Origin of the sequence: Geomonas terrae (genome assembly GCF_004791675.1) — a bacterium.
GTDB lineage: Bacteria > Desulfobacterota > Desulfuromonadia > Geobacterales > Geobacteraceae > Geomonas > Geomonas edaphica.
Window position 1 is genome coordinate 1,454,842 of record NZ_SRSC01000001.1, and the last position, 20,727, is coordinate 1,475,568.

The 20,727-nt window shown below is 63.6% G+C and carries 17 protein-coding genes; 1 reads left to right on the plus strand and 16 read right to left on the minus strand.

What is annotated here, in order from left to right; all coding sequences use genetic code 11:
- Positions 1 to 164 precede the first annotated feature (164 nt).
- The 9 genes from E4633_RS06185 to E4633_RS20420 form a co-directional block, all read right to left on the minus strand.
- Positions 165 to 626, minus strand: coding sequence for a regulatory protein RecX (locus tag E4633_RS06185; RefSeq protein WP_135869352.1), 462 nt, complete (start codon positions 624 to 626; stop codon positions 165 to 167).
- Positions 627 to 1,784: a type IV pilus twitching motility protein PilT gene (locus E4633_RS06190; RefSeq protein WP_135869353.1), complete on the minus strand. Its 1,158-nt coding sequence runs from the start codon at positions 1,782 to 1,784 to the stop codon at positions 627 to 629.
- A 3-nt stretch (positions 1,785 to 1,787) separates the two neighbouring features.
- Positions 1,788 to 2,801 (minus strand): recombinase RecA, encoded by a 1,014-nt coding sequence (recA, locus tag E4633_RS06195; protein ID WP_135869354.1) that lies wholly within the window; start codon positions 2,799 to 2,801, stop codon positions 1,788 to 1,790.
- Between the two features lie 256 nt (positions 2,802 to 3,057).
- Positions 3,058 to 5,031: a sensor histidine kinase gene (locus E4633_RS06200; protein ID WP_135869355.1), complete on the minus strand. Its 1,974-nt coding sequence runs from the start codon at positions 5,029 to 5,031 to the stop codon at positions 3,058 to 3,060.
- 57 nt (positions 5,032 to 5,088) lie between these two features.
- The gene (locus E4633_RS06205) at positions 5,089 to 6,315 is read right to left on the minus strand and encodes a competence/damage-inducible protein A (protein WP_135869356.1); all 1,227 of its coding nucleotides are present in this window, start codon (positions 6,313 to 6,315) and stop codon (positions 5,089 to 5,091) included.
- The gene (locus E4633_RS06210) at positions 6,312 to 6,764 is read right to left on the minus strand and encodes a phosphatidylglycerophosphatase A family protein (RefSeq protein WP_135869357.1); all 453 of its coding nucleotides are present in this window, start codon (positions 6,762 to 6,764) and stop codon (positions 6,312 to 6,314) included. Before E4633_RS06210 ends, E4633_RS06205 begins: the two co-directional genes overlap by 4 nt.
- Positions 6,761 to 7,918, minus strand: coding sequence for a nickel pincer cofactor biosynthesis protein LarC (gene larC / locus E4633_RS06215; RefSeq protein ID WP_135869358.1), 1,158 nt, complete (start codon positions 7,916 to 7,918; stop codon positions 6,761 to 6,763). Before larC ends, E4633_RS06210 begins: the two co-directional genes overlap by 4 nt.
- Positions 7,915 to 8,670, minus strand: coding sequence for a nickel pincer cofactor biosynthesis protein LarB (gene larB / locus E4633_RS06220; RefSeq protein WP_135869359.1), 756 nt, complete (start codon positions 8,668 to 8,670; stop codon positions 7,915 to 7,917). Before larB ends, larC begins: the two co-directional genes overlap by 4 nt.
- Before the next feature lie 169 nt (positions 8,671 to 8,839).
- The gene (locus tag E4633_RS20420) at positions 8,840 to 8,980 is read right to left on the minus strand and encodes a hypothetical protein (RefSeq protein WP_162604942.1); all 141 of its coding nucleotides are present in this window, start codon (positions 8,978 to 8,980) and stop codon (positions 8,840 to 8,842) included.
- Between the two features lie 235 nt (positions 8,981 to 9,215).
- Here E4633_RS20420 and E4633_RS06225 point away from each other — a divergent pair, with 235 nt between their 5' ends.
- Entirely contained in the window at positions 9,216 to 9,968 is a 753-nt protein-coding gene (locus tag E4633_RS06225; RefSeq protein WP_135869360.1) for an SDR family oxidoreductase, read from the plus strand.
- 7 nt (positions 9,969 to 9,975) lie between these two features.
- On the opposite strand, the gene E4633_RS06230 is transcribed toward E4633_RS06225, so the two are convergent.
- From E4633_RS06230 to E4633_RS06260, 7 genes are all read right to left on the minus strand, one after another.
- On the minus strand, positions 9,976 to 10,752 hold the full coding sequence (locus E4633_RS06230) for a phosphatase PAP2 family protein (RefSeq protein ID WP_135869361.1): 777 nt from the start codon (positions 10,750 to 10,752) through the stop codon (positions 9,976 to 9,978).
- A complete protein-coding gene (locus E4633_RS06235) occupies positions 10,753 to 12,654 on the minus strand; it encodes an LTA synthase family protein (protein WP_135869362.1) in 1,902 nt (633 codons plus the stop codon).
- Between the two features lie 112 nt (positions 12,655 to 12,766).
- A complete protein-coding gene (locus E4633_RS06240; RefSeq protein WP_135869363.1) occupies positions 12,767 to 15,019 on the minus strand; it encodes a hybrid sensor histidine kinase/response regulator in 2,253 nt (750 codons plus the stop codon).
- Positions 15,020 to 15,021: 2 nt separating this feature from the next.
- Positions 15,022 to 16,476: a heavy metal sensor histidine kinase gene (locus tag E4633_RS06245; protein WP_135869364.1), complete on the minus strand. Its 1,455-nt coding sequence runs from the start codon at positions 16,474 to 16,476 to the stop codon at positions 15,022 to 15,024.
- The gene (locus tag E4633_RS06250) at positions 16,451 to 17,128 is read right to left on the minus strand and encodes a heavy metal response regulator transcription factor (RefSeq protein WP_135869365.1); all 678 of its coding nucleotides are present in this window, start codon (positions 17,126 to 17,128) and stop codon (positions 16,451 to 16,453) included. Before E4633_RS06250 ends, E4633_RS06245 begins: the two co-directional genes overlap by 26 nt.
- Positions 17,129 to 17,197: 69 nt before the next feature.
- A complete protein-coding gene (locus tag E4633_RS06255) occupies positions 17,198 to 19,648 on the minus strand; it encodes a methyl-accepting chemotaxis protein (RefSeq protein WP_135869366.1) in 2,451 nt (816 codons plus the stop codon).
- A gap of 46 nt (positions 19,649 to 19,694) precedes the next feature.
- The gene (locus E4633_RS06260; protein ID WP_162604943.1) at positions 19,695 to 20,453 is read right to left on the minus strand and encodes a substrate-binding domain-containing protein; all 759 of its coding nucleotides are present in this window, start codon (positions 20,451 to 20,453) and stop codon (positions 19,695 to 19,697) included.
- Between the last annotated feature and the right edge of the window lie 274 nt (positions 20,454 to 20,727).

The window sequence follows — 20,727 nt, forward strand, 5'->3', positions numbered from 1 at the left end:
TTAGCGGGTTCGGCAGAGGCAAATCCCCCCTGTCCCCCTTCGCAAAGGGGGGGACGCTTGGGCTCGTGAAACGCTTAGTTTGCAACTTACTCAGCGCTTTAGACGCACTGGACTCAAAATCCAGCGGGGGAAACTCGGAATTCCCTGAAGAACCTTCCCGTCTTTCAATCCTCCTGCGCCCTCAGCTCCCTGAAGATCGCGGAGAGCGAGAACCCTTTCCTCTGCAGGTAGCCGATGATGCGCCGCTTTTCCTTGTCGCTCGCCGTGGCCGGATCGAAGCCGGGATAGCGCCGCGCGATGGTCTGCACCAGGAGCTCCCGCTCGCTGTACTCCCCGGAAAGCTCTTCAAGCACCTGGCTCACGATGGGACCTGCCACGCCGCGCTTGGCTAGTTCCAATTTGAGCCGCGGGCCGACCCCCTTGCCGTTTCGAAGCGCCGACGAGGCGAAGGCGCGCGCGAAGCGCAGGTCGTCCAGGTAGCCGAGCTCCTTCATTCGGGCCACCGCCGCCTCGCTCTCCCCTTCCTCGTAACCCTTGCCGGAAAGCTTCTTTCTAAGCTCCGCCTCGGAGTGGTCGCGCAGGGTGAGAAGCCGCAGACAGCAGTCGAGGGCCGTACCGCGCTGCACCTAGTACTTCTCGATGACCAGCTCCTTGTCGCCACCTTCCGCCGGCGGTTCCTCGTCGGTGAAGGTGTCCCAGCTGGAGTCCGAGGTGGACGATATGCCGGAGACCTTGAGAGCGAAGTCGTCGGGGTTGCTCGACTGGCGCATGGCCTCTTCGTAGGTGATGAGCTTCCTGGTCAAAAGCTGCATGAGCGACTGGTCGAAGGTCTGCATGCCGTAGCTCGTGTGCCCCTGGGCGATGGCGTCCGGGATCTGCTTCGTCTTCTCCTTGTCGTCGATGCAGTCCCTGATGCGGGCGGTGCCGATCATGACCTCGACCGCGGGGACGCGCCCCTTGCCGTCGACACGCGGCACCAGGCGCTGCGAGATGACCCCTCTCAGGATCCCGGCGAGCTGCATCCTCACCTGCCTCTGGTGGAAGGGGGGGAAGACGGAGATGATGCGGTTGACGGTCTCGGCGGCGTCCAGGGTGTGCAGGGTGGAGAGCACCAGGTGTCCGGTCTCGGCTGCGGTGAGCGCCGTCTCGATGGTCTCGTAATCGCGCATCTCGCCGACCAGGATGACGTCCGGGTCCTGCCTCAGGGCCGAGGTGAGCGCCTTGCCGAAGGTGAGCGTGTCGAAGCCGACCTCGCGCTGGCTGATGAGGCTCTTCTTGTCCTTGTGCAGGTACTCGACCGGGTCCTCGATGGTGATGATGTTGCAGGTCCGGTGCTCGTTTATGTAGTCGATCATGGAGGCGAGCGTAGTGGACTTGCCGGAACCGGTGGTGCCGGTTACGAGGATCAGGCCGCGCTGCTCGAGAGAGAGCTTTTTAAGGACCGGCGGCAGGTTCAGCGTTTCCAGGGTGGGGATGGCGATCGGGATGGCGCGCAGCACCATGGCGACCGTGCCGCGTTGGGCGAAGGCGTTGACGCGGAAACGCCCGAGCCCGGGGACCCCGTAGGAGAGGTCGACCTCGTAGTTCTCCTCGAAGATCCGCCTCTGCCGATCGTTCATGATGGAGAACGCCATGTTCCTGACCGCCTCGCTGGAGAGGCGTTCCGCGTTTGGGATGGCGCGCAGGGATCCGTCGATCCTGACGATGGGGGGGAGCCCCGCCTTCAGGTGGATGTCGGACCCCTTGGCCTTCATGGCTATGCCGAGGATCTCGTTGAGGGTCATGGTCTAGGCTGCGCCGGACGCGGCGTCTTGTTGCGGTGCGGTGAGTTTTTCCCTGATCTCGGCAAGGATCTCCGGGTGCTCCTTGAGGAACAGTCGGGAATTCTCGCGCCCCTGGCCGATGCGCTCCTTGCCGTAGGAGAACCAGGCGCCGCTCTTTTCGACCACGTTGCGCTCGACGGCCAGGTCGAGTACGTCGCCTTCCTTGGAGATACCCTCGCCGTAGAGGATGTCGAATTCGACCTCCTTGAAGGGGGGGGCCACCTTGTTCTTCACCACCTTCACGCGGGTTCTCGAGCCGATCATGTCGTTGCCCTGCTTGAGCGCCGCGATCTTCCTGATGTCCATGCGCACGGAGGCGTAGAACTTGAGGGCGTTGCCGCCGGTGGTGGTCTCGGGGTTGCCGAACATGACGCCGATCTTCATCCTGATCTGGTTGATGAAGATGACGCAGCAGTTGGACTTGGAGATGATGCCGGTGAGTTTTCTGAGCGCCTGGGACATGAGGCGTGCCTGCAGGCCCATGTGCGAGTCGCCCATGTCGCCCTCGATCTCCGCCTTCGGAACCAGCGCGGCGACGGAGTCGACGACGAGGACGTCGATGGCGCCGGAGCGCACCAGGGTCTCGGCGATCTCGAGTGCCTGCTCGCCGGTGTCCGGTTGCGAGACGAGGAGGTCGTCGGTCTTGACGCCGAGCTTTCTCGCGTAGCCGATGTCGAGGGCGTGCTCCGCGTCGACGAAGGCGGCGATGCCGCCCAGTTTCTGGGCCTCGGCGATGATGTGCAGGGCGAGGGTGGTTTTACCGGAGGATTCCGGTCCGAAGATCTCGATGACGCGGCCGCGGGGGACGCCTCCCACCCCAAGCGCCAGGTCCAGAGAGAGGGAGCCGGTCGGGATCGACGCCACGTCCGGGAGCGCCTCCTCGTTACCGAGCCTCATGATGGCCCCTTTGCCGAACTGTTTCTCAATCTGGCTCATCGCCAGGTCCAGGGCCTTTTCCGCTTTTTCCTTATCGAGCATCGTTTTATATCTCCTTCGCCTTTCCAGGCGGTTTTTGGGTCTGGGTTTTCAGCCCATCACACATAGCACAAGTAAAACCGCAAACGCAAGGTTCAAGGGCACGTTCAACGACAAGGTTCTAGGTTCTATGTTCTACGTTCTAGGTTGAAAGCTTAACAAATTCGGGGTTCCGCTTTACGTCGGCGGCGATTTATCCTGCGCGCTTGCCCCACGAGCCTGCAACGTAGAACTTAGAACTTAGAACGTAGAACGGGTTCTAAAACAAAGCGGGCTGGATAAGTTCCTGCTCGAGCGGGAGCACGAGGAAGAAGGAACTCCCATCGCCGCTCTCCACCCAGACCATGCCGCCGTGCGCCTCGACCATCCCCTTGACGATGGCAAGCCCCAGCCCGGCCCCGCGTCCCTGACGCCGCCTGCTCGAGTGGTGCCGGATCTCGCCTACCTCGTAGAAGATCTCGAAGACGCGCTGCTGCTCGTCCATGGGAATGCCGATGCCGCCGTCGCGCACCTCGACCTCCAGGTAGCAGCGCTCGCCGCAGCGCCTCAGGAACTCGGGGTTGAAACGGGTGAGCGTTCCGGAGCGCACCGAGAGGGCCTCGTGGTCGACGACGCGGCCGGTCACCACGATCTCGCCCCCCTCGGGGCTGAAGCGGATAGCGTTCAGCAAAAGCTCGTAGAAGACCCGCTCCAGGTAGGTGCAGTCCCCCTGGAAGAAGGGGAGATGATCGAGGTCGCGCAGGGTGATCGCCTGCCCGCGCTCCTCGAAGAGCGGCTGGAGCTGGTCCAGGAGGGTTTCGAGCAGCATGCGCAGGTGGATGGCGCTCGTCTCGAGCCCCTCACGGCGCGCCTCGAGCCGGATCAGCTTCAAAAGATCGGCGACCAGCGCCTTCAGGCGCAGGCTCCCGTCGCGCACCATCTCGAGCACCTGACAGGCGTCTTCCTGGGAGACCCATTCCTGCTGCAGCAGGTGATCGACGCCGGCGACGATGCTGGTGAGCGGCGTGTTGAACTCGTGGGAAACCATCCCGAGAAACTGGTTCTTCATGCGATCCAGGCGGGTCTGCTCCTGGTGCGCCTGCTCGATGAGGGCGAGGTTCTGCTTGAGTTTAGTCTCAGAGAGGGAAAGGCTGTGGCTACTCCTCTCCAAAAGCCGGTGCGAGCGGAGCAGTTCCTCGCTCTTCCACTTGAGCTCCTCGAAGAGCCGCACCTGCTCGATGATGTTCCCCATCTGCCGGCCGACGCTCTCAAGGAAGCGGAGCTCCTTCGGGCCGTAGTTGTGCGGGACGCGGTGGATGAGATGGATGAAGCCCAAAAGTCGCTCCTGCGAGCGGATCGGGATCGAGGTGAGGCTCCCCCAACCGTTGCAGGCGTCCTGAAGCGGCGCGACACGGACTTCGCTCAACCGTTCCGTGCCACCCTCCACGCTCTCCATGATCACACGTTCCAGTTCGGCTGGGGCCTGGCGCGAGGCGCAAAGGGCGGGGGAGGGGTCCTCCGGCGTGGAGAGGTGCAGCGTCCCCCCCTCTGACTGGAAGCGGTCCATCAACTCGAGGAGGGTCTCCTCCTGCATCGTTTTCAGGTCGGTCCCCTGGCTCATGCTGGCAAGCATGTTGTTGAGGATGGATAGCTCGCGGTTTCTCTGCCAGATCTCGTGCTCGGTGCGCCGCTTTTCCGTGATGTCGCGCAAAAGACAGTGCGCCACCTGCTCGTCGCCGAGATCGATGAGGCGGGCGTTTATCTCGCCCATGAAGAGGGAGCCGTCCTTTCTCTTCATCTGGGCGCAGTCCCAGTCCGCCTCCCCCTGGCGCACGAGTTGGTAGATGAAGGTGCGCAGCCGGTCGTGCTCGGAAGGGGCGAAGATGTCGCGCACCTCCATGGAGGCGAGCGCCTCCTTGCTGAACCCGATGAGCTCACGCCCAAGGCGGTTTTCTTCCTGCAGCAGCGCAGTCTTCACGTTGAAGATGAAGATCGCATTGCCCGCCCCCTCGAGAAGACTCTTGTAGCGCCGGGCGCTCTTGTGCGCCTCCTGCTGCATCTCGTCGATCTCGCGGCGCAGCCCGTCCACCATGCTCGCCTGGCGCTGCCTGAATAGCGCCACGAAGCAAAGGAGCACCGTCGCCAGCGACACGGCGACGGCAAAGTGGAGCCGTCCGGGCAGCGGCGTGTACTGCTCGATCAGAAGGAGCAGCAGTTCGCAGGCGACAATCACGAGGAGCGGTGCGAAGTGCACGGCATTTTCCCCTGTACCAGCGTGGATTAGGGCCATCTTCGTTGACGGCCCGGTTGATCAGTGGAGGGTGAGGAGGTATTTGCGCAGCCAGTCCAGTGCGGTAAAGGTGGTGATGGAGCGGACGCGGGTCCGGTCTCCTTGGAAATTGAAACGTTCGGCGCGGCAGCCGGCGGCGTCGGCAATGCCGATGTACACGGTGCCGACCGGTTTTTCCGTCGTGCCGCCGTCGGGGCCGGCGATGCCGGTCACCGAAACGGCGAGGTCGCTGCCCGCGGCCTTTCTCGCACCTTCGGCCATGGCGCGCGCCGTTTCCGCGCTCACCGCGCCGTGCTGTTCGATGAGCTCGGCCGGCACGCCTAGCATGCGCGTCTTCGCCTCGTTGCTGTAGGTTACGTTCCCCTCGAGGAAGTATGCGGAGCTCCCAGCCATGGCGGTGATCCGGGAGGCGATCATCCCGCCGGTGCAGGATTCGGCGAGGGAGAGCGTCACCTGCTTCTCCCGGAAAAGCCGTGCGAGAACAGAGTCCATGGTGTCGCCGTCCTCGGCGAAAAGAAATGCCGCGAGGCGCTCCCGCACCGCAGCCGCCGTCTTCTCGAGAAGCGTCGCGTCCGCTGCCGCGGCCCGCAGGATCACGTGGATCTCCGGGTACTTGACGCAGTAGGCGAGCTGCACCGGGGAGTCGTCGGACAAGGCCCCTTCCAGGCGCTCCGCAATGGCCGCCTCGGGGATCCCGAACACCTTCAGGGTCACCCGTCGCCACGGCGCCGGAAGCCTTTTCCCCAGCTCCGGGAGGACCGTGTCGGCAAGCATCCGCTCCATCTCGAAGGGGACACCGGGGAGAAAGGAGACTTCAGCCCCCCCGATCTCGACCGTGAAACCGCACGCGGTGCCGAGCGGATTCGGGATCAGGCGGCACCCGCGCGGCACAAGGGCCTGGCGCCGGTTGGACGGGTGCAGCGGCCGTGCGATCCTCTCCTCGAAGCGGGCAAGATGGTCGAGGGCCTCCTGCGAGAGCTCGAGCGGTACCCCCGCGGCACGGGCCGCTGCCTGCGCCGTGTAGTCGTCGGGGGTGGGGCCGAGCCCGCCGGTTGCAATCACCGCGTCACTTGCCCCGGCAAGCTCAAGGATCGCCTCGACGATGGCATCCTCGTCGTCCGGGACGGTGACATGCCGGAAAACGCGCGCGCCGGTTTCGTAGAGCCGGTCCGCGATGTGGGCGGCGTTCGTGTCCACCACCTCGCCGGAGAGGAGCTCGTCGCCTATGGAGAGGACGGAGACCCTCACGGCAGGAACCTCAGGATGAGGTGCGTCGCGGCGCAGGCGTAAATCCCGGCCGCGATGTCGTCCATCACGACACCGTAGCCGTTTTTGAGCGACCGGTCGAACCAGCGCGCCGGCTGCGGCTTGACGATGTCGAAGATGCGGAACATGACGAAGCCGGTAAGCACCCCGACCCAGGTGGCGGGGACCGCGATCATGGTGACGAGATATCCCGCCACCTCGTCGATGACGATCTTTCCGGAGTCGTGCTCGCCCCAAAGCTCCTCTCCGAAACCGGCGGCCCAGCAGGCGAAAACGGTGAAGGCCACCGTGGTCAGAAGGTAGAGCGACAGCGGCATGCGCGACAGGAGCAGGAAGAAAGGGATTGCCCCCGCGGTGCCGACCGTCCCCGAGGCGAAGGGGGCGAAGCCGGTGCCGAACCAGGTGGCGGAAACGATAACGAATTTTTTCATCCCTTGCTGCACTCCCTTTCCACGATGCGGTACACCTCGATGAGCGGCATCCCCTTTTCCAGCGCGACGGCGCGGCACGAGTCGTATTCCGGCGTCACCCGCCCGTCCCCAAGCACCTTGACGGAGACGCGCCCGACTGAGGTCTCGCGGGTCTCCACGTGGCGCTGCGCGACGATGCGGTTCGCCGGATAGTAGCGAAGGCCGATGGCGCTCGACTCGGAGAGCACGATTGCTGAGAGGCGCTCGAGGTCGGCGGGTTTCGCGATCACGGTGAGCCGGGTCCCCGGGCGGTTCTTCTTCATCTGCAGGGGAGAGAAGGCGACGTCGAGGGCGCCTGCCTCCAAGAGCCGCTCCATCAGAAAGCCGAAGATCTCGGCGGGCATGTCGTCGATGTGGGTCTCGAGGACCAGCACCTCCTGCACCGCGCCGGGTGTTGCCTCCTCACCGAGCACCAGGCGAAGCAGGTTCGGCAGTTCCGGAAAATCCTTCTCCCCCGCGCCGTAGCCGGTCCCTTGCACGGTCATGGCCGGTGGGGCGCCGAAGCGGTCCGCAAGGGCCGCGACGATGGCAGCGCCGGTCGGCGTCACCCGCTCCCCTTCGCCGATGTCCGGGCCTACCGGGATACCCTCCATGAGCCTCGCGGTGGCCGGGGCTGGTACCGGGAGAAGGCCGTGCGCCGTCTTCACGAAGCCTCGCCCGTAGGGGAGCGCCGAGGCGCAGACCCGTTCGATCCCGAGGTAGTCGAGGCCGATGGCGGTTCCGACGATGTCCACGATGGAATCGATGGCGCCCACCTCGTGGAAGTGCACCCGTTCGAGCGGCACCCCGTGCACGGCGGACTCGGCCTGCGCGAGTTTGAGGAAGATGCGCCCGGCAAGCTCCTTCACCCGGGGCTTCAGCCCGGACTTCTCGATCATCGCGGCGATGCCGCTGTAGTGGCGGTGCGGCTGGTCCGCCTCGATGCAGGTCACCTTGAAGGAGGTGCCGGCGACACCGTGGCGCTCCGTCTTTGCCGACTCCAGTGTGTAGCCCGAGAGCGGGAGCGCGGAGAGCTCACGTTGCAGCGTCTCGAGGGGAAGCCCGAGCTCGATCATGGCGGCCACGGTCATGTCGCCCGCGATACCGGCGAAACAGTCGAAATAGAGAACCTTCATCCGTGCACCCTGTTCATGAGGCTCGCGGCGTAGGCCGCCCCGAAGCCGTTGTCTATGTTCACCACGGTCACCCCGGCGGCGCAGGAGTTCAGCATCCCGAGCAGGGCGGCGACACCGCCGAAGGAGGCGCCGTAGCCTACCGAGGTGGGGACGGCGATTACCGGCTTGTCCACGAGTCCGCCCACCACCGAGGGGAGCGCCCCCTCCATGCCGGCCACCACGATGATCACCGCGGCCTCGGAGAGCGTCCCACGGCGCGCGAGCAGCCGGTGCAGGCCGGCCACCCCCACGTCGTACACCTTCTCCACCTCGTTCCCCATGAGCTCAGCGGTGAGCACCGCCTCGGCCGCCACCGGGATGTCGGAGGTGCCGGCGCAGACGACGAGTACCTTGCCCCGTCCGCGCCGCTCCACCGGGTGCTGCTCGATGGTGAGTGCGCGCGCATCGGCGTGGTAGACCGCCTGGGGGAAGGACTCCATGAGCTTCGCCCCCTTGGCGCGGTTCACCCGCGTGGCGAGGACGTTGCCGCCTTTGTCGAGCAGCGCCTGGATGATGGTGCGCATCTGTGGGATACTCTTGCCCTGTCCGAAGATGACTTCAGGAAAGCCCTGGCGCAGCGTGCGGTGGTGGTCCACCGTGGCGCAGCCCAGGTCCTCGAAGGGGAGGTGCTTCAGTTTCTCAAGGGCGTTCGCGACGTCCACCGACCCGTCGCGCACGTCCTGTAGTATCTTCTCAATAGTTTTGCTTTGCATGAATCTGGTACTGCCTCCGCAGGTTGGAAAATAGCATTAAGGCTAGCATAGAAACCGCTGCTGCGCTGCTAAAAAATGTGATTTTGGAAGGGATGGGGGATTTTTCTGTCAAAGCGGGTCGCTGATAGGGGGATGATGGGACAAATCGCCGTGTTAAAAGGGGAAATGCCTATGGGAAAGGCGCCGGTGCCAGAGCCTTCCCGAAGAAATCGTCTCCAAGTTCCGGAATGTCCGAGTAGTCGATCTCTTCGTCCCTGAGCGCATCGATTTTATCCCAGTCGGTTTGCGATGGCGCTTTCGAATCTCTCATTTTCACGACTGTTCACCTCCATGTGAGATAGTGTGGTCCGAACAGGCGTCATTGTATGTACGGTCGTATTTTCAGTCAAGCGGTGATGGCGCAACTAGCACCCCTCCTCCGGGGGAGGGGCGCTTCGACAACACGCGATTTGGCAGCGGTTGCAGCTAAGGATGTTTATGTTTGCGAACCGGCTCCCCCTGTTGTAGCTTTTGAGCCTGTTTGAGCCGGGAAAAGGAGGATGGATATGGGAGACAAGGAAAACGGGATGAAGGTGGCGCTCGTGACAGGTGCGGGGCGCGGTATCGGTTACGGGATCGCTAAAAAGCTGCTTTCGGAGGGGTATGCGGTGGTGCTGGCGGATATCGACGGGGCATCGGCAGATACTGCCGCGGCCGGTCTCGGCGCGCCGGAGCGGCTGCTTTCCCTGCAGGCGGACGTCTCGGACGAGCAGTCGGTGCTCTCGATGGTAGAGCGGAGCGTCGCCCGCTTCGGTCGCCTCGATCTGCTGGTGAACAACGCAGCGCTCGCGGGCGCCCACGCCGCTCCCGTGCACGAGCTGCCGCTTGAGCAGTGGAGCCGGGTCATCGCCACCAACCTGACCGGGGTATTTCTCTGCGCGAAGCACGCGGTGCCGCATTTGAAGAAAAGCCGCGGCAGCATCGTCAACATCTCTTCGACACATGCCCTGCAGTCCGAGGCGGACACCGAGGCGTACTCGGCAAGCAAAGGGGGCGTCGTCGCACTCACCCATGCCCTCGCCATGAGCCTCGGGCCGGAGGTGCGGGTCAACTGCGTGAGCCCGGGGTGGATCTACAACGGTGCGGAGTCGGAGTTGAGCCAGGCCGACCACGCCCAGCACCCGGTCGGGCGGGTGGGACGCGCCGACGACATCGCGGAACTGGTTGCCTACCTCGCCTCGTCTCGCGCGGGGTTCATCACCGGGCAGAACTTCGTCGTCGACGGCGGCATGACCCGCAAGATGATCTACGCCGACTAGCGCCTCCTCAATTCCCCTCGATGCCTTCCGCGATCACGGGATGTGCCGCGACGGGAATGGGTGACGCCGCGGCAAGGGGAACCTCGGCCTGTGGCGCCGTCACGAGATACCGGTACGGAAGGTACAGGAAGAGCGGTATGAGCCAGCAGATGATGGCGCTGTAGAAGTTGTGCGACAGAAAGTGTGCGCCGCGCGCCATCTGGCCGTAGGCGTAGATGCTGCCGAGCGCGGTTCCTGTCGCGAGCCACGTCCGTGCCAGAAAACTCCTGCGGTCGCGCCAGGCGAAGTAGCCGGCGAGAAGCGCGAAGCCCCCCGAGGCGTGGCCGGCGGGGAAGCAGTTTCCCGGTGCACACGCCTGCGGCGGCGCTTCGGTGAGCCGGGTATAGGGAACGCTCCCGCCGTAGCGCGTGATATCCCACGGGCAGTGCCTCCCGATTTCCTTCTTCATCACCGCTACGCTCGTCGTGCTGAGGACGATGGCAAGGGCGAGAAAGAGCAGGGGCCAGCGGTCGCGGCGCAGGCGCTGGCAGCGCCACGAGGTGAGCCATCCGGCGAAGGAGCCCGCGGTGATCAGGATGATCAGTTCCTTGCCCCGCTGATGGATCAGCCACTCAGCCCACCAGGAGTGGCGCGCGGGCCAGACCCCTGCGGAGAAGTCGAAGAAGCGGTCGGCGAAAACGAGGTCTACGCCGGTAACTTCACAGTAAACTGCGGCAGCGAGGAAAAGAAAAAAGGGTACGGCTAGATGCCGTACCCAGAAGTTTCCATCCAGTTTTGATTCCATCTAGCGTATCCGGTTCAGCCTGTGCTGGTAGAGGTAATCCGCCCCCTGGTAGTAGGCGAGCATGTCGGTCAGCATGGCGTCGGAGACCGGCTCTGCTTGCGCCTTGCCGCTCTTTCTGTCCACCTTGTACTGTGCCGCGTACTGCTGGGGGCCGAGCACGAGGAGCCTGTCCTCGGTGAGGTACCCAAGCTTCTGGTAGGTCGACACGAAGGCGCGCGGGGCCCGGTCGGAATCCTTCAGGATGTCCTGCCCGAGGAAGTCGCTCTTATAGCTCATGTTCATCAGGCCGAGGACGGTCGGCGCCACGTCGATCTGGCTCATCATCCTGTCGACATGCGCGGGTTTTACGTGGGCCGGGGAGTAGACGATGAGCGGGATCTCGTACTTCTTGATCGGGATGTCCGTTTTCCCGGCGCTGCTCGCGCAGTGGTCCGCCACGATGACGAAGATGGTGTCCTTGAACCAGGGCTTGCTGCTTGCTTCGGCCACGAGCCTGCCGATCGCGTAGTCGGCGTATTTGACCCCGCCCTTTCTGCCGCTCTTGGCGGGGATGTCGATCCGGCCGGCGGGGTAGGTGAAGGGGCGATGGTTCGAGGTGGTCATCACCATGGAGAAGAACGGTTTCTTGGCGGCGTAGGATTTATCCCCCTCGCGGATCACCTTGCGGAAAAGGTCCTCGTCGCACACCCCCCAGACGTTGGAAAAGGACACCTCGTTCTTGGCGAAGTCCTGACGGTCCACGATTGAGTAACCGTTGCCGGAGAAGAAGGCGTTCATGTTGTCGAAGTAGCCATGCCCCGCGTAGATGAACTTCGATTCGTACCCCTTCCCGTTCAGGATCTCACCCCAGGAACGGAAGCCGCCGTTGTTGGGGCGCTTGACGATCGATGTGCCCGGCAGGGGGGGGATGGAGAGGGTGAGCGCCTCCAGCCCGCGTATGGTGCGGGTGCCGTTGGCGTAGAGGTTCGTGAAAAGAAGCGACTGTGAGGCGAGGCGGTCCAGGTTCGGCGTCAGGTGGTCTTTGTTGCCGAAGACGCCCAGGTACTCGCCGGAGAGGCTCTCCTCGGTGATCACCACCAGGTTCAGCCGCTTTTCCGGACCTTCGCCGCGGATCTCCCTCGTGAAGCGCTCGGATTTCGCGTCGGCGAAGCGGTTGTTTCTCTCGGCCACCAGGGTCCTCAAGCGCGCGTTCACCTTGTCCTGCGGCAGCGTGCGGTAGAACCTCGTGAAGGAAAGCTCGTTGTTCACGAACGCGGCGAAGAGGTTGTAGACCCCGTTGCCGGCGATCTCGTTGGCGAAGTTGTTCTGTGAGATCGTCGATTGCGAGACGTTGACCACGCCGTAGGAGAGAAGCGGAGCGATGAGCAGCACGGCGCCGATCTTGTGGTATGCGCCGTTGAAGGTGATCTCGGCGCCCCGGGCGATGGCCCTGCGCAGAAACCAGGACGCCGCAATGGCGACCGTTGCGATGCCCGAGAAGATCACCGGGAGGGGATACGACTCCTTGATGTTGCCGATAACCTCGGTGGTGTAGAGCAGGTAGTCGACGGCGATGAAGTTGAAGCGTGTACCGAATTCATCGAAGAAGAGGTACTCGGCGCAGATGTCGAAGACCAGAACGCCCACGAACAGCGCGAAGAGCGCCCGCACGCCCCAGACATGCCAGCGGTGCGTCGTCACCCGGCGCGGCACGACGATGAGGTAGAGCGCCAGCGGTACGAGGGCGTAGGCGAGCGTGGCCAGGTCGAAGTAGAACCCGGTGCAGGCGGCCTTGAGGACCAGGGAGAGCTTCAGGCCCGACCCCTTGGGGGCCATGCTGAGGAGCATGATGCGGATGGCGGCGTTTACTGAAAGAAAGGTACAGGAGACAAGGGCGACAAGACCCAGTCGGCGTTGCGGCATGTATTAAACCTCACAATTATCGTGATACTGCGCCACGAAGCATACGATAAGACGCCTTTCCGAAAGATTGCAGAACGATGACATTTTTGTCATTTGTGCGCCCCTTGCCCCCTTATGCCTCCCCTTCCGGGCCTTCGCCCGCCGAAGGGCCATCCTCACGGGGGGGCGGGGACGCCGTCCCGGAGTCAGCCCCAGGGGGGGAGGGCGCGTCGATAACCTCCCGCACCTTGACGGCGAGGTCGGTCATCGAGAAGGGCTTGGAGATGAAGTTCACCCCCCTTTCCAGTACGCCATGGTGGGCGATCACGTTGGCGGTGTAGCCGGACATGAAGAGGCACTTAGCTTCCGGGCAGAGCGGCTGCAGCCTGCGCGCCAGTTCCCGCCCGTTCATCTCGGGCATGACCACGTCGGTGACGATGAGGTCGATGCCACGCCCATACTCGCCGGCCAGTTCCAGCGCCTCAGAAGGGGCCTTGGCGGAGATGACCTGGTACCCCTGCAGGGCGAGGAACGACACCGCCACGTCGCGGATGCTCGGCTCGTCCTCCACGATCAGGATGGTCTCGTTCCCACGGATCTCCTTGGCGGCGGTCGGCCCGGCGAGCGGTTCCGCCTCGTCCCCCCGGTGCCGCGGGATGTATATCTTGAAGCTGGTTCCCTTGCCCGGCTCGCTGTAGGTGTTGATGAAGCCGCTGTTTTGCCTGACGATGCCGTACACCGTGGCGAGTCCCAGGCCGGTCCCGCGTCCCACGTCCTTCGTCGAGAAGAACGGTTCGAAGATGTGGGAGAGGGTCTCCTGGTCCATGCCGCAGCCGTTGTCGCTCACGGCGAGCATGACGTAGTCGCCGGGGACGAAGCCGAAGTGGGCGTTGCAGTAGTCGGTGTCGAAGACGACGTTGCGGGTTTCGATGGTGATCTTGCCGACGTCGGCGATGGCGTCGCGGGCGTTGACGCAGAGGTTGGCGACGATCTGGTCCAGTTGGGAAGGGTCCATGCAGACCCGCCACAGCCCCGCACCGGGTCCCCAGGCGAGGTCGATGTCCTCACCCACCAGGCGCTTCAGCATCTTGAGCATCTGCTCCACGGCCCCGTTCAGGTCGAGAACCCTCGGCGCGATGGTCTGCCTGCGGGCGAAGCCCAGGAGCTGGCTGGTAAGAGCCGCCGATTTGTCTGCGGCCTGGCGGATGCCTTCGAAGCGGACCCGGGCCGGATGCTCGGACGGCAGCTCCCGTGCCCCCAGCTGGGCGAGCCCCATGATGACGGTAAGGAGGTTGTTGAAGTCGTGGGCCACCCCGCCGGCCAGCCTTCCCACCGACTCCATCTTCTGGGCCTGCTGCAACTGCGCCTCAAGGGCCGCTTTCTCCTTCTCCGCGCGTTTAAGCTCGGTCAGGTCCGAGATCAGGACGTAGAAGCCGCGGACGCTCCCATCCACGGTGTCCGGGATGTAATGGGCCCAGTGGTGGTAGGTCACCTCTCCGCGGACGATGGTCCTCTGGAAGTGCTGCGGCTCCCCGGCGAGGACGGCACGCGCATGCGACTCGTTCTGTCCGGCGAGCTCCGGCCCGAGGACCTCGATCATCCCCTTGCCGATCATGTCCTCGGCGTCTTTACCGACCCACTGCCGGTACTCGCGGTTCGCGAAGCGGCAGGTTAGATCGCTGTCCCAGTAGCAGACCATGCCCGGCAACTGCTCGGTCATAAGGCGCAGGAACCGCTCGTTCGCGCTCAGGGCGTTTTCGAAGCGCTTTCTTTCGGTGATGTCCTCGGTGAAGATGAGGATGCCGCCGACCTCTCCGGCCGCGTCGTACCAGGGGCGGACCTCCCATCTTACGTACTGCACCGCCCCGTCCCCCCTGACGAATTCGTCAGCCTCCTCGGAGAGGATCTCGCCGGCGAGCCCGCGGCGGTGGAACTCCTTCCAGCGTTCGGGGATCTCGGGGAACACCTCGTAGTGCGAGCGTCCGAGGACGTCGCCGTCTCCCAGGCCGTACATGGCGAGCCAGCGGCGGCTCACCTCCAGGTAGCGCATCTCGCGGTCGAACATCGCCAGCGATGCCGGGGCGTACTCGAAGAACAGACGCAGGTGGGCGTTTTTCTCGTTCAGGCTTTCGAGGCTTTGCATGCGGGCGCCGTCGGCGGCCGCCACGGCGTTGAGGTACCGGTCGATCAGGACGTAGAGGAGGGTCGCGGTGCAGAGGATGAAGAGAAAGCCCTTGGCGACGGCGATCCGCATCAGCGTCTGCCGGTCGTCGAAGAGCCAGTCAAGGACCGTGTCCGAGCCGTAGATCCAGGCGAGGCCGAAGACGGCGTAGATGACGACGATCCGTACCGTTTCCCTTCGATTTTGGCGCAGGCGCGTGAACATCGTCATCCTTCCTGTGCCGCCGGTGCGCAGTCATGCGCGCGGCACCCGGGGCGGGGAGGAGGAAAGCCGAGGGTGACCGCCGTTCCCTTGCCGGGGGCGCTCGCCATCGAGACGGTGCCGCCGTGCAGGCTCATGATGGAGCGGACGATGGCGAGTCCAAGCCCGCTTCCCTGGTTGTAGACCTGGCGTGCCTGAGGCGAGCGGTAGAAGCGGTCGAAGACGCGCGGGAGCTCGGCCGGGTCCACTCCCATGCCGTCGTCCTCGACGATCAGCTCGAGCCCCGCGTCGGAGAGCGGTCTTAGCTTCACCCTGATCTCGCCGAACTTCTTCGTGTAATGCAGGGCGTTTGAGATCAGGTTCCCCACGGCGCGCTGGAACAGGTGCGGGTCGACGCAGGCCTCCCCCTCCCCCTCGATGACGATGGCGGTATTATCCTCGTCCGCCACGTTGCCGTAGTAGTCTGCCAGTCGCTCCACCTCGGCGCGGACGTCGATCAGCTCCGGCTGGTAGGAACGGTCCGGGCGCGCGAGGAACAGGATGTCGACCACCATGCGGGAGAGCCGCTCGTACTCCTCGATGGCGGACTCGATGATGTGACGGTACTCGTCCTCGGAACGGGCACGGGAAAGGGCCACCTCCGCCTCGCCGCGCAGGTTGTTGATCGGGGTGCGCAGTTCGTGGGCGAGGTTGGCGGAAAACTCGGAGAGGCGCCCGAAGGATTCCTCGAGCCGTTCCAGCATCGCGTCCAGGGCGATCGTAAGTTCTTCCAGCTCGCGCGGTGTACCCACCATGCGGGTGCGCTGGTGCAGGTCGGCCTCGGTGATGCCGGAGAGCTTGTCCGCCATCTCCTTGAGAGGTCTGAGACCCCTGTGTGCAATGATGACCCCGAGCACGGCGGCGAGCACCAGCCCGATCACCACCGACGACGCGGTCCGGATCAGGTACTTCGACATGAGGGCGTCGTCCTTGGTGATGTTCAGGGCGACCTGTACCAGCCGGTAATGCGGGTCGCCGTCGCGCCCGGCCCAGGCGGCGTTCAGCAGGTAATGCTTCTCTTTCCCGGCGCGATACTTGACGCCGCGGCCGATCTTCTCGCTGCTGGTCACCGCAGGCGGGAAGAGGTCCACCGGAATGGTCTCTATCCCGTGGGACTGCAGCAGGGTACGTCCCTCGGCGTCCTGGATGCGCACCAGGTGGTGGCTTTGCTGTCCAGGTTTGTTGGCGGGCATCTGGTCCTTGAGCGCGTCGGGATGACGGGCGATGATGTCCCTCAAGTTGACGATGCGTTCGACAAGGAAATCGTTGTCCTCGTAGTCGAGGTCCTTGGAGAGCCGCTTGAACTGGAACCAGTTCGTGCACAAAAGGATCAAAAGCGTCGCGACGAAGTAGAAGCCGACCAGGCGGGCGGTAAGCGAGATGGCGCGGGGGCGGTCAGGACGCTTCTTCGTCGATGACATAGCCGACCCCCCTGATGGTGTGGATGAGCTTCAGCGTGAAGGGGTCATCCACCTTCTTCCTGAGCCTTCTGATGGCGACGTCGACCACGTTGGTGTCGCTGTCGAAATTGATCCCCCAGACCTGCTCCGATATCGTGGTGCGCGAGAGTACCTCGCTGCGGCGCCGCAGCATAAGGGTAAGCAGTTGGAACTCCTTTGCGGTGAGGTCGAGCGATTGACCAGCCCGACGTGCCTTGTGGCGTACCATGTCGAGTTCGAGGTCCGCCATCCTCAAAAGTTCGGACTGTTGCAGCGGGTGGCGGCGCAGTATGATCCTGATGCGGGCAAGCAGCTCCGAGAAGGCGTACGGTTTCACCAGGTAGTCGTCCGCCCCGAGCTCCAGGCCGTGCACCCGGTCATGCACCGCGTCGCGCGCGGAAAGGAAGATGACCGGGACGTCGTTGCCCGCAGCGCGCAGCTCCTCGATGATGGCCCAGCCACCCTTTACCGGGAGCATGACGTCCAGGATGATGAGGTCGTAGCTCTCCGTCATGGCGAGGTGCAGCCCGTCCTCGCCGTCGTTGGCGATGTCGACGCTGAAGCCGTTTTCGGTAAGACCTTTCTTGAGGTAATTGGCGGCCTTTTGCTCGTCTTCGATGATGAGGATGCGCATCCTACTCCCAGCCTTTCATGAGTTTGCCGGTCGAGTATATATCATCAGCGCGCGGAGAGCGATAACTTCTTACACCCTGAACCATCCCACCATGCCGTTCAGCTCCGTGGCGAGCTGTGAAAGCCCGCCCGACGAATGGCTTATGTCGGTGAAGGAGCTCCTGAGCTCCCTGGCGATGGTGTGGATGCCGTCCATGTTTTTCGAGACCTCTTCGCTGGTCGAGGACTGCTCCTCGGCGGCCACGGCGATCCTCTGCACCATGTCGGCCACCTGCTCGACGTAGTTCACGATCTCCCCGATGGCGACCAGGGTCTGTTGCACCTGCCCCTGCACCGTCTCCACCGACTCCCGCTCTTCGTGCATGAACGCGACGGAGTCCCTGACGCTGTTCTGCATGGTCTTGACGGTCTGCGATATCTCCTGCGTCGCCGTCGCGGTCCGTTCGGCGAGTTCGCGCACGTTGTCGGCCACCACCGCGAAGCCGCGCCCCTGTTCGCCCGCGCGCGCCGCCTCGATCGCCGCGTTGAGTGCAAGGAGGTTCGTCTGGTTCGCGATGTCGTTTATGAGGGTCACCACGTCGCTGATTTCCTCGGACTGTTTGCCGAGAGATTCCACCTTCTGGGCCGCCTCCTTCACCGATTCGGCGAACCGGTCGAGCTCCCGCGCCGTTGACTGCATCGCCACCTTGCCCCGGTCGGCGATTCCCTTCATCTGCACCGCGGCGTCGGAGGTGTCCGTCGAATTCTTCGCCACCTCCACTGTGGTCTGCGTCATCTCGGTCATGGCGGTAGCGGACTGGTCGATGCGCGTGGTCTGCTCTTCGGCGCCCCGCTCGAGGGCGACGGCCGTCGCGGAGAGCTCTTCGGAGCTGCTGGCAAGGCTCTGGGTCGCATCCTTTATCTTCCCGACCATGCCGCGCAGGTTGTTCACCATCTCCCCCATGGCGAGCTGGACCTTGCCCACCTCGTCGCTGTTGTTGGTGTCGATGCGGACCGACAGGTCGCCCTTGGCCACCGCCTGCGACACACCTAGCAGTTGGGCGAGCGGCCTCGATATGGAGCGATAGACCCAGACACCGAAGACGATCCCGAAAAGGATGGCCCCGAGGCTGATAGCGCCGATCAGCAGGGTCGAGAAGCGGACCATCCTGTTCACCGTCGTGATCGCCTTTTCCTGGTCCACCTGGGCCACGCTCACCGTCTTTTGCCCGCTTTCCGCCTGTTTCTGGACGATCTCGCGCAGCTTGCCCATGGCGGCCGTCGCCTTTACCTCCATTTCCAGGCGGTTGCGGATCTTCGAGAGCACCCCGTCCTTGACGAAGAGGAGCCCCTTCACCGTGCCGAGGGCCCCCTCCGCCTGACGCAGCAGCGCGGTCTCGGTGCGCGCGTTCAGTTTTACGAGCGACTTGGAGAGCTGGGCGTCCACCTGGCTTATGCGGCCGAACAACCCGTTCATTTCGCCTTCGATGGCGTCGACGTCCTTGGCGCTCGTCGCGGTGAAAAGGCGCGAGGTGAGGCCGTCCACCTTGAGGCCAAGGGAAAGGAGTTCCGAGTTGTTCGCCATCACCCCGGTGGCGACGGTGGAGTTACCGAAATAGGAGGCCTGCTTGCGTGTCTCCGAGCCGAGGGTGTCGGTGGCCATGGCGGACTCCTGCTCGAGCACCAGGTTCACCGCGTTCATCTTCTGGGTAATCTCGGAGAAGAGCTGGTCCCGCGCCGAGGTGTCGGTGACGCCGGGGTCGAGGGTCGCGCCTTGGGCCTTGCCGAACGGGACGATCCTCGCGTTCAGGTACTTGAGGTCGGTCGAGATGCCGCTGGAACTCTTGGCGGCTTCGTTTTGCAGCGCCTTGCTTATGGCGGTGTTGCACTTCGCCTGGGAGATGAGGACGCCTTTTTTGGTGGACGCCTTGCTGACCTCCAAAAGCCCGAGGTGGAAGTCCTTCAGGGTGAGTTTCAGCGCCTCCACGCTGCGGGCGCGGTCCGAGACGCTCTTTGTTTCCGTCACCGATCTGCTGTAGGAACTGGAGCTCGTCGACTGTAGCCCCTTGATCTTGGCATCGAGCTCCTTGAGGCGGGTAGTCGCCTCAAGGAGCCGATCGTTTATCGCCTTGTTGGCCGTGGTGGCGTCCTCTTCGGCCTTCAATTTTCCCGAGGTAACCGTGAAGAGTTCCGTGGCTATGCCGGCCAAGGCCTCATGAGCCTCCAGCTTCACGTCGCCGGAGAGGGCCTGCAGCGCCTCCTGCCCGGTCGCCACCTGCGCGAGCGTCTTCTCCGCCTCTGCCTTCGCGCTCTGGAACTCGCTTCGGTTTCTGGATGCGCTGACCTTGATGAGGTCCGCCGTCGCTTCCTGGATCTGGCGCTGGAACTCCACGGTTCTCATCTGGAACGGGGTGCTGCGCTGGGTGAGGTCCTTCAGTTTGCTGTCGACGAAGCGCATGCCGACGATGCTGGCGATGGCGACCCCGGCGACGATGAGGATCACGATGATTACGTTGAGGGTAAGTTTGGTCTTGATGGTCATCATTCACTCCGTCCTTGCGCTGAAGTCCTCTCCCTGGTGCGTCACCCTACTGCCTGATGTACTTCTGCCCCTCGCCGTTTATGAAGGCGATGAGCTTGCGGACCTTCGGGGTCGGTTCCCCCTTGGTGACCAGGATGACCGGGCGCGCCACGTCCGGGGTCTTGACCGTCTTGATGGTGGCGTCCACCATGGTGACCGGGCCGAAGGCTATGGCCTCGGGGTTCGCGGCAACCTTCTCGCGCACGTCCTCGAAGCGGCCAGCATCAACCACGTCCGCGGCGAACGGGGCGTCTGCCATGGCGATCTTTTTGAAAGCGGCGTTGGTGGCGGGGTTGATCGAGGAAAGTACGATGAGCACCGGGGCGTCGTTGCCACCCACCTCTTTCCAGTTGGTGATCTTGCCGGTGAAGATCCCCTTCAGTTGCTCCATGGAAAGGGCGGCGACCGGGTTGTCCTTGTGGGTGACCGTGTAGATCTTGCTGGCGCCGATCACGCTCGCGACGTACGCGGATGGCTGGGGAACCTGGATGTTCTCCTTCGCGGCTGTCTTCACTAGATCTTCGTAGGCAAGCCCGGCTGCGGAAGCGTCCAGTTCGCCAGCCATCAACTGCTTCAAGGCGAGGGTCGCGCTGCTGAAGTTGAGGTTGATGTTGATGCCGGTGCTCTTCTCGAAGGCCTCCTTCACCGGCTTCAGATAGCCGTCGATCGGGGCGCCCCCTCCGCCCACCTTGATTTCCTCGCCGAAGGCGGCTCCGCAAAAGACCATCGATGCTGCGACAGTGAGACTGATCAACCTTTTCTTCATCGCTTCCCTCCTCATGGTGTTGTATTGCAGGTGTGTGCTGCTCCTCTAGCCGCCGGATCTTGTCCGATGGCCTTACTTTGATGATCAGGAGAGGTCGGCCGGCATGGAAGGCAACACGACTGCCGGATTGGGCATTGTTCTCATAGCTGCTCCTCTCTCTTGATGATTTGGTGCGGTGTGTGAATAAGGCTGCCAGCGGGATGACTAAAAGCTTTTCGTCATTGGTATAGTGAGACTTTAGGAATATTAATATCACCTGATTGTGTATACGGTG